This window comes from Acinetobacter sp. YH12218, assembly GCF_013417925.1.
GTDB lineage: Bacteria > Pseudomonadota > Gammaproteobacteria > Pseudomonadales > Moraxellaceae > Acinetobacter > Acinetobacter amyesii.
Genome location: NZ_VPDB01000011.1, coordinates 60,153 through 73,433 on the forward strand (window position 1 = coordinate 60,153; position 13,281 = coordinate 73,433).

General features: G+C 39.3%; 11 protein-coding genes. 1 reads left to right on the forward strand and 10 read right to left on the reverse strand.

Going from position 1 to position 13,281, the window contains the following annotated elements; genetic code table 11:
- Positions 1 to 44 precede the first annotated feature (44 nt).
- The 10 genes from FTV03_RS05240 to FTV03_RS05285 all read right to left on the reverse strand — a co-directional run bounded on the left by FTV03_RS05240 (position 45) and on the right by FTV03_RS05285 (position 11,731).
- Positions 45 to 1,073: an AraC family transcriptional regulator gene (locus tag FTV03_RS05240; protein WP_078190954.1), complete on the reverse strand. Its 1,029-nt coding sequence runs from the start codon at positions 1,071 to 1,073 to the stop codon at positions 45 to 47.
- 149 nt (positions 1,074 to 1,222) lie between these two features.
- Positions 1,223 to 1,672 carry a MaoC family dehydratase gene (locus tag FTV03_RS05245; protein ID WP_180040342.1) on the reverse strand — a complete coding sequence of 150 codons (450 nt, stop codon included), beginning with the start codon at positions 1,670 to 1,672 and terminating at the stop codon, positions 1,223 to 1,225.
- On the reverse strand, positions 1,650 to 3,524 hold the full coding sequence (locus tag FTV03_RS05250; protein ID WP_180040344.1) for an ABC transporter ATP-binding protein: 1,875 nt from the start codon (positions 3,522 to 3,524) through the stop codon (positions 1,650 to 1,652). Before FTV03_RS05250 ends, FTV03_RS05245 begins: the two co-directional genes overlap by 23 nt.
- Positions 3,525 to 3,622: 98 nt before the next feature.
- A complete protein-coding gene (locus FTV03_RS05255; protein WP_257220678.1) occupies positions 3,623 to 4,903 on the reverse strand; it encodes a GGDEF domain-containing protein in 1,281 nt (426 codons plus the stop codon).
- A 316-nt stretch (positions 4,904 to 5,219) separates the two neighbouring features.
- Positions 5,220 to 6,476, reverse strand: a complete 1,257-nt coding sequence (locus tag FTV03_RS05260) for a mechanosensitive ion channel family protein (RefSeq protein ID WP_373687948.1) — start codon at positions 6,474 to 6,476, stop codon at positions 5,220 to 5,222.
- A gap of 241 nt (positions 6,477 to 6,717) precedes the next feature.
- Positions 6,718 to 7,254: a DUF2058 domain-containing protein gene (locus FTV03_RS05265; RefSeq protein WP_180040346.1), complete on the reverse strand. Its 537-nt coding sequence runs from the start codon at positions 7,252 to 7,254 to the stop codon at positions 6,718 to 6,720.
- Positions 7,255 to 7,266: 12 nt separating this feature from the next.
- Positions 7,267 to 7,941 carry a YoaK family protein gene (locus tag FTV03_RS05270; protein WP_180003692.1) on the reverse strand — a complete coding sequence of 225 codons (675 nt, stop codon included), beginning with the start codon at positions 7,939 to 7,941 and terminating at the stop codon, positions 7,267 to 7,269.
- Between the two features lie 34 nt (positions 7,942 to 7,975).
- The gene (gene sstT, locus FTV03_RS05275) at positions 7,976 to 9,169 is read right to left on the reverse strand and encodes a serine/threonine transporter SstT (protein WP_180040348.1); all 1,194 of its coding nucleotides are present in this window, start codon (positions 9,167 to 9,169) and stop codon (positions 7,976 to 7,978) included.
- A 204-nt stretch (positions 9,170 to 9,373) separates the two neighbouring features.
- The gene (locus tag FTV03_RS05280; protein WP_180040350.1) at positions 9,374 to 11,110 is read right to left on the reverse strand and encodes a SulP family inorganic anion transporter; all 1,737 of its coding nucleotides are present in this window, start codon (positions 11,108 to 11,110) and stop codon (positions 9,374 to 9,376) included.
- A gap of 303 nt (positions 11,111 to 11,413) precedes the next feature.
- Positions 11,414 to 11,731, reverse strand: coding sequence for a helix-turn-helix transcriptional regulator (locus tag FTV03_RS05285; protein WP_078193801.1), 318 nt, complete (start codon positions 11,729 to 11,731; stop codon positions 11,414 to 11,416).
- A 282-nt stretch (positions 11,732 to 12,013) separates the two neighbouring features.
- Here FTV03_RS05285 and cysK point away from each other — a divergent pair, with 282 nt between their 5' ends.
- Positions 12,014 to 13,012 (forward strand): cysteine synthase A, encoded by a 999-nt coding sequence (cysK, locus tag FTV03_RS05290; RefSeq protein ID WP_111884368.1) that lies wholly within the window; start codon positions 12,014 to 12,016, stop codon positions 13,010 to 13,012.
- Positions 13,013 to 13,281 lie beyond the last annotated feature (269 nt).

Consider the following 13,281-nt stretch of genomic DNA (forward strand, 5'->3'; position numbering starts at 1 on the left):
TTTTTGGCATGAGTTATACATGCTTTTTACGTAAAACAAAAGACTTATAAGTACGGATCTTTACGCCAATTGCTTGGGCTACGACCACTCCAGCGTTTAAATGCACGGCTGAAATTGGCAACATCGCTATAGCCCAATTCATCAGCAATTTGCTCTAAGGTAAAGTCAGTCCGTGATAGAAGCGAAGTAGCATGGCGGTAGCGAACTTCGTCGACCAAAGTTGAAAATGAAGTCCCTTCAGCAGCAAGTTGGCGTTTAAGGGTTCGATCGGACATGTGTAGCCGTTCAGCAACACTTTCGATACTTAAATAGTGCTGCTCGGAGTTGGTTAAAATGTCACGAACGCGCATGGCAATACGGTGACGTTCGCCCAAAGCGGAGAGTTCAGCTTCACATTGATTAATCGCGATTTGACTGGCAATCGGGTCTGCATGGACCAATTTATTGGTTAAATATTGCTTATCAAAACTGAGTAAAAGGTGTGGCTGATCAAATCTAAATTGGTGCCTTGGATATTTGGCAATAAACCGCTCAAAACCTTCAGGTTGAGGGAAATCAAAATCAATTTCACCAGCAGAATAATCCACACCGGTAATTGCTTTGCCCATGCTGATCATGCCAAAAATTAAGGCAATTGAAATCTCAGTACGTAAAGGCTCTATCGTAACGTCGGTTTGTAGTTGAACAGTCGCTTTGGTTCCAAAAGTCGAGAAAAAAAGCTGTAAAAAGGGCATGCGTAACTGAATAAAACGGTTTGCCAAGACTAAGGCATCGGTTATGTCCTTCGCCGTCATGATGGCATAGCCAATAAAACCATGAATCGAGATGCGCATTTGGTTGCCTAAATGAAAACCTAATGTTGGCTCACCAGTTAAACGTAGTGCGTGCTCTACCAATTGATTGGCGATGGGTGTTGGAATACGGAAATCTGGTTCAGCCAATTGTTCGCTGTTTAATCCGAAGGGACTAAATAATGTTTCTGCAGTGTAGCCCCATCGAGAGACCACATCTAAAAGGAGCAATCCATACACTCCGGGAATACCCTGATCCTGACGGGAATTAATTGTTTTCATAGCGTTCCGTTGCAATGCGGGTTTTTCTTCTGTTCAAGGTTATATTGGCATGATTCCGTGTTGTATCCCACAAAAATTGTTGGACAAACTGACTAGGCTCAACTATTTATAGCGGCCTACCTTAGCGTTGTAAAGTAGGCCGTTAAGGATTAATTCGGTTTAAAATCTTTGGAAAAGACCACAATTTTGGTCGTAGACATATACAGAACGTCATTGTGCTGATTGAGCGCTTGCGTAACATAGGTCACAATGCCGCGGTCTGTCTTACTTTTCGACGGAGTAATTGCAGATATTTCAACTTCTACACGAATTTTATCCCCCGGACGTGTTGGGCGCGGCCAACGCAGACTTGACTCTGAGCCAATTAAGCCATAAGCCACAGGGAAACATTCAGTCCATAAGCGCATTGTTACAGCAGCAGTATGCCAACCACTTGCCGCTAGCCCTTGAAAGATCGGGTGCTGTTGGGCTTTGACTTCATCTGTATGAAATTCCTGAGGATCAAAAGCGTTGGCAAATTGCTTGATTTCTTCAACAGTCATTTCATATTCACGACTGCTAAAGTGATCACCAACTTTAAGGTCTTCCAGATACAGCATTTTCATCTTCCTTTGATTCTACTTTATGTTGTTCTATTAAAAATCCACCGGTTTGACGCTGCCACAAGTGTGCATAAATACCATTCAAAGCAACAAGCTCTTCGTGGGTGCCTTGCTCAGCAATACGTCCTTGATCCAAGACAATCAAGCGATCCATTTGCGCAATGGTTGAAAGTCGATGCGCAATGGCAATCACAGTTTTGCCTTGCATCAAATCATCTAAACTCGATTGAATCGCGGCTTCGACTTCTGAATCGAGCGCACTTGTGGCTTCATCTAAAATTAAAATCGGTGCGTCTTTTAAAAATACCCGAGCAATCGCAATACGTTGACGCTGACCACCTGATAATTTTACGCCACGTTCACCGACAAATGCGTCATAGCCACGTTGGCCACGTAAATCGATCAATTGAGGAATGAATTCGTCAGCTTTCGCTTTACGCACTGCATCATACATTTCTTCATCGGTTGCATTCGGGCGACCATATTTAATATTTTCTTCGACTGTACGATGCAATAACGAGGTGTCTTGGGTCACCAATGCAATATTTTTTCTTAAGCTATCTTGGGTAATATGTTCTATATTTTGGCCATCAATCGAAATACGACCATGGTTGATATCATAAAAGTGGAGTAAAAGTTGAATTAGTGTTGATTTTCCGGCACCCGAACGCCCGACAATACCAATTTTTTCGCCTGGTCGAATAGTTAAATTAAATTGATCGATGACATTTTTATCATTATAAGCAAAACTGACGTCCTCAAATTTAATTTCGCCTTGCGGTACTTTTAAGTCGGTTGCATCAGCTTTGTCTTGAATCTGAATTGGGCGACCCATGGTTTTCATCCCATCTTGAATGGTCCCGACATTTTCAAATAGGGCAGACGTTTGCCACATCATAAACTCGGAAATACTACTGAGTTTTAAAATCATAGCGGTCGCTGCTGCAATGACCCCAAGCTCAGCTTGACCATCCATCCAAAGCCAAACGGCTGTTCCAAGTACGCCACCATATAAAACAATGATCAGCAAATTCGTCGCGATGTTGTATTTTGCAGCAAGTCGCATTTGCTTATACACCGTCACCATAAATTCTTTCATTGAGGCTTTGGCATATTGGCTTTCACGGCCTGCATGGGCAAACAATTTCACCGTTTGAATATTGGTGTAGGCATCGGTGACACGACCAGTCATTACTGCGCGTGCATTGGCTTGTTCATTTGAAATTTTGCTTAATTTGGGGATGAAATAGCATGCAGAACCAATAAATAAAGCCAGCCAAAGTAATAATGGAACAATCAACAGTGGCGATATAGCACCTAAAATCACGGTGATCGAAATCAGGTAAATGAAGACATAGGCCAACATGTCACCAAGAATAATCCAAAACTCACGTACAGCCAGTGAAGTTTGCATGACTTTGGCAGATAAACGACCTGCAAAGTCGTTGTGGAAGAAATCTAAACTTTGTTTCAGTAATAAGTTATGAAATCTCCAACGTAGGCGCATTGGAAAGGTACTGTATAAAATCTGATGTTTAATAATAGTTTGAAGGCAAGAAAAGAAGATATTTGCCAATAAAATAAAGCTTAAAATGGTCAGATTGGTCTGGTGCTGCTGTAAAAAGGTTTCAGGTTGAGACTTACTGATCCAATTGACTAATTCACCAATTTTGGCATAAAGCAGTGCTTCAAAACTCGCTACACCAGCTGTACAGAATACCAATAACAAGAGGTATTTTTTTACACCCGTTGCAGCTTGCCATACAAAGGGGAAAAATTTTGTTGGCAATGGTTTATTCAAGTCCTGTTCAGGATAAGCGTCAACTAAGTTTTCAAACCATTTAAGCATGCAGATAACCTGAGAATTTTACTGTAATTAATCTTTCTTTCTTCCGCTCTGAGTGTAATGGATTCGCTGGTTTTTCTCCATTTTGATTTGTTTATTTATTAAAAAGCTTGGCTGCAAAAATTCATAAAATTAAAATGTACAACCCGATTACGACCTTGGCGTTTTGCTTCATATAAAGCAATATCGGCTTGTTTAATTAACTGATCGAGTTTGGCGTGGTCAGGGTCAATTTTGGAAACACCAATGGAGATCGAAAATTTCACCAATTGACCATCCATATGAAACTGATGTTGCTCCATTTTATGTCTTAACCGTTCAGCAATTTTTAATGCATCTTCTGGGACGGTAAAAGGCAAAAGTACAATAAATTCTTCACCCCCGAAACGCGCCAACATATCGTAAAACCGCATTTCTTTACGCGCAATTTCAGCAATTTGGCATAGCACTTGGTCGCCGACATCATGTCCGTATTGATCATTAATCGCTTTAAAATGATCGACATCAAAAATCAAAAGACTGGTACAGACCGTCATTGGGGTTTCTTGGATTTTTTTATTGGCAGCATGTACAAATTGGCGACGATTGCTTAACTGGGTTAATTCATCCGTATGGGCAATTTTGCGCAGGGTATGAAAGTTCCAGTCATCTAGCAGCGCTCTTAGAAACGTTTTACGAGAGTTGAGCGTAGAGTTCCAGCAGATATACATACTGAACAGCAGCACAGGAACGTACACCAATAAAAATATTGTAAAATCACCAAAATCATTAATGCGCCATGCGCCAAAAAGGATCGCTGCCGTGATCATGGCTGAGGTCATAATCGAAGGGCGAAAATGCACATGAATACTTAAATTACCCAATACGATCAAAATAATGGCGGCATATTGATAGCTATGAACCAGTTCATTTTTCGACTGAAGTAATATCTCAAACCAGAGGATTGCAGAAAGGCAAGTCGCTAGTGGTAATATTAAATCGAGCAATTTAATCTGTTTGATATATTTAAACAGAACATAGTTCAGGCTAAATGCAGCAATAATAGCAATGATACGAATCACACCTGAAAGCATTTCTACGTCTGGCAGCACATAGCGATCTGCCCAAAAATAGATTAAAAATGCCAATTGAGCGAAATAGTTGACCTGCTTTAAATAGTCTTTCTGGTTGTAGTACAAAAATTTGTAATAAGCATTTTTAAACTGTGCCGGGATACGTGCAATCGGGTCGGATAAAGCACGCTCAATACGGACACGATTCTCTAAGTCACATGCTTCTGCCTGTATGAGCGTATGTTTGGCAGAAGTGCGATTCATCGATTCTATGAGTAATTGTGATTCGTTTTTAACTGATTTCCGAGAAGGTTGATTGGGGCCTTCCATGATCAAGCTCCTATTTTAGAAGCGTTTTTATGCAACTGTTAACAAATAGTATCTAAAAATGTCTACATTTGTATAGTATTTGTTCTGGTTTTTTTAACTATTTTAGCTGTTTCGGATGAATTATATGTTTAAGGAAATATTGCTCTGGGCATTTATCTGGTTCGCTCTCATTCCTTGCAACGCATGATCAATAATCATTTGTGATAGTTGAGTAGGTTTTAAACGAAAGTCCCATATATATTCAACAGCCATTGTGACTTTTTTAATTTACAGAATTTCTACTTCGAATATACATGGGAAGACGAACGTTTAGGCCTTAGATTTTATCGGCATTTGGTTGGATGAGGGCTTTAAAATCGGCACTAGAAGGGGCTTGATAGATTTTAAGTCCAAACTCAGGTGTGATTGCGATCAGATGGTCAAAGATATCCGATAGAATCGCTTCATAATCTTTCCATGCAATGGTTTTACTAAAAGCATAAATCTCTAAAGGAATGCCTTCACTCGTGGGTTGTAACTGACGCACCAAAATCGTTTGGTGTTGGGCAATGCCTGAATGCTGTTGTAAGTAGAATTCTACATAGGCACGAAAGGTCCCAAGATTGGTTAAACGGCGCTGATTATATTGCGACTGATTTGAAAGTTGCTGATTAAACTGAGCAAGCTCTTCATGTTTATGGTCAAGATATTGATCTAATAATAAAAATTCTTTGAGTTTATTTTGCTCATCCTGAGTCATGAAATGAATAGAGCTTTGATCGATATAAAGTGAGCGTTTGATGCGGCGTACACCGGACTGTGCCATACCACGCCAGTTTTTAAAGGTGTCTGTCACCAGTTTATTGGTTGGAATCGTGGTAAAGGTCTTATCAAAGTTCTGTACAGTAATGGTATGTAATGACATATCAATGACATCGCCATCCGCATTGAGCGAGGGCATTTCAATCCAGTCACCAATTCGCACCATATCATAAGAAGAAATTTGTACCGAAGCGACCAGTGACAAAATGGTATTTTGGAAGACCAACATCAGTACAGCCGCCATAGCACCGAAGCCTGCGAGTAATGTAAATACATCTTTTTTCAGAAAAGTACCTAAGATCATTAGACCACAAACCAAAAAGATGATCAATTTGACCAACTGCAAATAGCCTTTAATTGGTTTGTTTCTAGATTTTGGATTACGTTGATAAATCAGATTAAAAATATTTAGTAATTCAGAAATGGCTAAAGCAATGGTCAGGAAGATAAAGGCCTGACAAGCCATTTGAACGATTGAGATAAACTTCACAGATAAATGCGGGACTGTGGTTATACCATTTAAGATCACAATTGCTGGAACAATGTTGGCAAAGCGTTTTATCACACTATGTTCTGACAAAATTTGACTGTGGCTAAAGGCCATTTTAGACACGAGCTTACGAATACCACGTACCACAATTTGCTTGGCGATAAAATTTGCGATAATGGCAAAAATAATAATAAGACTGAGCGAAGTCAGCATTTCTAGCCACGGATATTGATCTGACCAGTCTTGAATATTCTTAATGAACTGAAATTTTTCCAAAATCATTCTACTCTTATTGATGTAAATGAAAGGGTTAATGATCAAACTATTGTAATTGTGGTGATTATATAAGCAATTTTATACTCGTAAAATTTACGGAGTTACGACATGTATAGTCCATAATGTTACTTATTGGGTGTTAAGGAATGATTTTTTGAAGATATAACCGATATTTATGGACTGAAAAAGATTAATGTTGATAAAAAAAAGCCCCCGAATCGGGAGCTTCATTGGCGATTTGAAGTGCTTACCACATTAAATCATCAGGAATCACATATGCTGCATACGGATCTTCTTCATCCGTGGTTTGTTCATTGACTTCAGAATTATTCACAATAATAAAGCCTTCCATTTTTGCATTAATACGGTCGGCTAATTCTTTTGGTAGAAAAGCATAGTTGCTATTTTCACGTGCAATAACAAGACTACCCGCAACAAGGGCATTATAAATTTGCTGATTGATATAAAGCTTTTTGATCTTTGCATCATCGATAAATTGATAGGTCGATTCGCCATCGGTATCACGGATTTTATGCTGATTAATCATTTGCATGATGGCAGCTTTTAATTCTTTTTCTTGCAAAACTACTTTACGATCTTGCTCTAAAGCATGATCTTTGGCCATTTTCTGCTGCTGATCTTGCTCAATTTTCGCCTTGATTTCAGCATCTTTACTTTCACCAGTACGTTTTTCATGTACGGCTTGTTTTGACAATTTTTTTGCCTTTTTATTATCGACCAGACCTGCTTTAAGCAGTTGCGCCTGTAATGCATTTTTAACCATAGTACGTTCCAACTAATCGTGTATATGTCGATAATGAAAATAGATGATCCAATAAACTGCGCTCATGACTAAACTGAGTGCGGCAGGAATCAGGAATGCGTTTAATTTTAAATAAGGATAAAGCCAACTGGCAAGTATGCCACCGACGATAAATCCCGCTAAAATTAATAAATGTAAGACCACACGTTTAGACTCAACCGAAAGTCCACGAGCTTTATAACCCAAAGCCAAACCTAAGTCCGTCAAAACACCAGAGAGGTGTGTGGTACGAATAATGGTGCCTTTATAGTGGCTAACCATTGCATTTTGTACACCCATAGCCACACATGCCCAAAGCAAAGCATAACGTGGAAAATAGGGTAATAGCAGCCAACACAGGACAATAAAAAAAGCCACCAAGCTTAATGGGACGCCATAACGTCGCGTTAAGCTAAAGTGACTATTTCCTAGAATTAGCCCACTATAAAATGAGCCAATCACATAACAGAGCAAGACTAAAATCAAATAAATAATTGTAGCCGGCTGCCATGCAATGAAGGCCATGGCTAACATACTGACATTACCCGTCATGTGAGATACCGACTGGTGCAAGATCGTCACCAGGCCGAGTACATTAATCATTCCTGCATTCACTGCGAGAAAAAAAGCACCCAGTTGTATCCAAAGCGGTAAAGTCTGAAAAGGCATGGCCTCGCCTTAAAAAGTATCCAATATCAGGATATTATCTTAAACCACGGTCTACTGCAGCTGTAAATAATACGTCAGTCGAAGAGTTTAAAGCGGTTTCAGTTGAATCTTGAAGTACGCTAATAACCATACCAATGGCTACAACTTGCATCGCGATATCACTTGAAATACCAAACAGGCCACAAGCCACTGGAATAAGCAGCAATGAACCACCAGCAACACCTGAAGCACCACATGCAGAAACGGTAGCAACGACTGATAAAATCAACATTGTGCTGAAATCAACAGAAATGCCCAAAGTATGAACTGCTGCTAGTGTGAGGACTGTAATTGTGACCGATGCACCTGCCATATTGACAGTTGCACCTAAAGGAATCGCTACGCTTGCAGTTGACTCTGGTACACCAAGACGCTTCGCAAGGTCAAGGTTTACAGGAATGTTTGCAGCAGAACTACGCGTAAAGAATGCAGTGATACCACTTTCACGTAAACATTGGAAAACCAATGGGAACGGATTTGAGCGGGTCATAAATGCCACCATTAGTGGATTGATGACCAAGGCAACAAAGAACATGGTACCAATTAAGACCGCAAGTAAGTGTGCATAGCTGATCAGTGTTTTCAAACCTGAGTCGGCAAATGTAACAGCAACCAAACCGAAGATACCAATAGGTGCAAAGTTAATCACTAAACGGATCACTTTATTCACTGCATCAGCAGCGTCAGATAAAAAGACTTTGGTGTTCTCTGATGCATGACGAAATGCAATACCTAAGGTAACAGCCCAAGCCAAAATACCAATGAAATTTGCTTCAGAAATTGCTGTAACAGGGTTTGCGACAAAACTTAATAATAAGTTTTTCAATATTTCAGCAAGACTGCCTGGCGGCACAAGGTTTTCTGCAGCAACATCAAGAATTAATGTACTAGGGAATAAAAGGCTTGCTACTACTGAACTTAAAGCAGCAAGGAACATACCAATAGCGTACATCAACATAATCGGTTTAATGTAAGAATTACTGCTACCCACTTTGAAATTTGCAATGGATGACAGTACAAGTACAAAGACCAGTATCGGTGCTACGGATTTCAATGCCTTAATGAATAAATCACCAAGCAAACTTAAATAGGGTGCAACGCCCGGAGCCACAACAGCAACCAATACACCTAAAATAATGGCGATAATAATTCGGGTTACTAAACTCAAGCGTGTAAATGCTGAAAACATAGGAGAGCCTTGTCAGAATTACAATGACAAAATGATGAAAATTAGTGCTGTATTTTATACGAAAATATAGAATGCTTATAAAATAATTTTATTTAAAAATAAATCTTTGTTTTTTATAATCTATTTTTGTGTATTAAAATGTAAGCCTTTCAAAACTCACTGTTTATCAAATTTGGTTTGATTAAACAGTGAGCGAATACACCTTTAAATTTGGTATTCAGAACTGGCTGTCGCAAGCTCTGTAACGGCTTGATAGTGGGTGAGAAAAATTTGACCACTCAAATGAGTGAGTAATTTTGAGTGCTGCAATTTATCCATGACAGGACCTTTGACTTCAGAAAAATGCAGTCGAATATCTAATTTTGATAATTCAGCATTTAACTCTTCCAACATTTCTAAGGCACTTAAGTCAATTGAACTGACGCTTGAGCAATTGATAACAACATGCTCTAGGTCAATATTTTGACTGACTTCATTGATCAGGAAACCTTTAAGCGTATTGGCATTTAAAAACGAGATATTTTCATCTATACGGAGCGAGAGTATATGTGGTGCGGTATAGACATGATGACGCTGTACATTGCGGAAGTGCTGTGTGCCTTCGACTAAACCGATCACCGCAATGTGTGGACGACTGATGCGCCATAACAACAGAATAAAAGTAGAAATGATGCCAATAATGAGACCTGTAGAAATATCGATACACACCACACCGAAAAAGGTCACCCACATCGCAATCCCGTCAGCTTTTGAATAACGCCATGTATCCACAAAAGGTTTAAAGTCGACTAATTTCCAAATGGAAACAATAATTGTGGCCGCCAAAATGACTAAAGGTAAGTCTTGGAAAAAACCAGTGAAGTAGAGACTGACAACGATAATCAGCAATGACGACAACACACCTGCCATCGGTGTTTTTGCACCTGCATCTGCATTAACAACTGTACGCGATAAGCTACCCGTCACAGGAAAGGCAGAGCTAACACCTGCGCTTAGATTGGCTAAACCTAAAGCGATCAACTCTTGGTTACTATTGAGTTGGCTGCGTTGTTGTAAGGCAGTAGCTTGAGCAATAGAAAGTGACTCAACAAAACTGATCATGGCAATCATTGTTGCACCGGGCAGTAAGGTTTGTACCAATTCCCAGTTCCAATGTGGAAAGCTTAAGGGTGGAAAACCTGAAGGAATTTCACCGACAGTTTTAATGCCGACATTTTGCAGGTCAAATAACATCACCGATGCAATCGAGATCACCACTAATATCAGTGGCAGTGCTTTACTTAGAAAGGCAGTAGCGCCGAATCTAGATTGAATTGATTGAGTCGCCAATATTTTCGGTACATAGATTAAAAACAGTATGGCCAGCACACCAAAAATGAGTGAAGCAAAGTGAGTCAAACTCAGGTATTCCCACAAACTTAAAACAAACTCAGGGATGTTGTTGGCTTTTAGCGGGACATCGACAAGAAACTTAAACTGACCGAGCGCAATGAGCAGAGCCGAGGCAATAATGAAGCTTTTAATGACAGGATGACTGATCAGCTGAATTAAAAAACCAAAACGTAGTACACCTAGCAGCAGAGAAATCAGCCCGACCATTAAGGCCAAAAGTGTAGCGGCTTCAATATAAACAGGCGAACCAACTTCAAATAGCGGATTGAGCGTGGCGAAGGTCATCATCGAAATGATTGCCACAGGGCCTATAGATAAGGTTGAACTTCCACCAATGAGGGCGTAGACAATCATAGGTAAAATACTGGCATATAAACCCATGATTGGGGGTAAACCTGCCAGCATGGAATACGCCATACCTTGAGGGACTAACATGGCAATCACGATTAGCGAAGCAAGTACATCAGATTTAAATTTCACAGTGCTGTAGTGCTGTAACCACTGCCAAGCAGGAAATTTCTGTAAGAAATGAGGTTTTAAATCTGACATAAACTTATCTAAATCACAATTTCATATATATTATGCATAAAAAATGCTAAGAAGTCTTGTGCAATAAATTTTGACCTTACAATATTGCAGGAAATTTAAGGGGATATTTAAGAAGCCATCATTTTAAATGAATTAATGAAAAGTATGAGCTGATTTAAAGCTTTGGATATTCGATATAAATATAGATATTTTGAAGAAGTTTGGAGGGTAAATTGAGATATTGAATTGCTGCCCATTGCGATGATTCATCTATAGTGGTGCAAGAACAGCATGTCTGGCTTGAAATTTTAAAATAACTGAGTGTTATTTATAAGATTGGTTGCAATACAATTGGTAAAGAGTATTGAGAACTTGAACTAAATTTGCATCTTTAATTGAATAATAAATTTGCTTTCCATCACGACGCGTGGTCACAACATCACTTTTGCGTAACATCATCAGTTGTTGTGAGAGGGTTGGCTGTTTAATATCAGTGATTTCTTCAATCTGAGACACATTCAATTCTTGCTGTGCTAGATGACATAAAATTAGTAGACGATCCGTATTTGCCAGCGACTTTAAAACGCCCACGACTAATTCGGCAGAATCACGCATAGTAGTGATTTCCAGATCGGTATTCATTGGATATGTCCATACGATTAACAACAGCTCAAGTATACGGATATCACGGCTTAATACATTGAATAAATAAGACAATTTCTATGGTTTTTTATGAAATCAAATATCATTAATTTTTATAAGTTTAAATTTAGTTAATCAGTTAAATTTATTGCTTGATTTTAGTACAAGCTTTCACAAAATGCACATAAATATAAGACATTAGCTTAAAAAATCATGCACACTTTGAAAATAATTGTATCATCTAAAGATCGTATTCAATAAATACACAAGGGATAAATAGTCATGACAACAGATTCAGCTTTTCCAGCAACGAGTAATTTAGGTATCGCAGTATATAGTAATAACGCTGAAGCGATTGGTAATACACCTTTAGTTCGTATTAATCGTGCGATTCAGTCAGAAGCAACGGTCTTGGCTAAAGTTGAAAGCCGTAACCCAGCATTTTCAGTGAAATGTCGTGTAGGTGCAGCTCTCATTGCAGATGCAGAAGAAAAAGGTTTATTAAAACCGGGTATGCATATTGTAGAACCTACAAGTGGCAATACAGGCATTGCTTTGGCATTTGTTGCAGCAGCGAAAGGTTATGCAATTACATTAACCATGCCAGCAAGTATGAGTATCGAACGCCGTAAGGTGTTAAAATCTTTTGGTGCAAATCTCGTATTGACTGAACCTGCTAAAGGCATGAAAGGTGCAGTCGAAGAAGCACAGCGCCTCGTTGCCGAACATCCTGAAACGTATTATTTACCACAACAGTTTGAAAACCCTGCAAACCCTAAAATTCATGAATTGACCACTGGCCCAGAAATTTGGGAAGCAACTGGTGGTAAAGTGGATATTTTAGTATCGGGTGTAGGTACAGGTGGTACGATTTCTGGCATTTCAAGTTATTTTGAAAAAGTGAAAAATCAGCCGCTTTATTCTGTTGCGGTAGAACCGGCTGAATCTCCGATTATCGCCCAAGCGAAAAAAGGCGAAACACTGACTCCTGGGCCACATAAAATTCAGGGGATTGGCGCTAACTTTATTCCGGGTAACTTAGATCTAGACCTTGTTGATGAAGTGATCGGTATTGAAAGTGCTGAAGCAATTGAGTGGGCACGTAAAACGGCTACTCATGACGGTATTTTAGTGGGTATCTCTAGCGGTGCTGCTATGGCTGCGGCGGCAAAACTTGCTGCACGTCCTGAGAATGCAGGCAAAACCATTGTGGTCATTTTACCGGATGGTGGTGAACGTTATCTTTCGTCAGTTTTATTTGAAGATATTAGTGCTGACTAATAGGTCTGACATGAAAAAAAGCCCGTTCATTTGAATGGGCTTTTTTATTGATGATTTTGTTATTTATACTTGTCTTAAGCCGCGTCTTGATCATCGTTTTTGGCATTTTGTTGTTTAATTTTTCGTTTAGGCGGTTCATATCTAGGACTTACGCATTGACGGATTCAAAAAAGTATTAAAATACTTTATAAAGTATCTGTGATCAGACGAATTAAAAATGCTTCTACAGCAACTTGTACTCTACCCATTTATATGGGCTTTCTCATGAC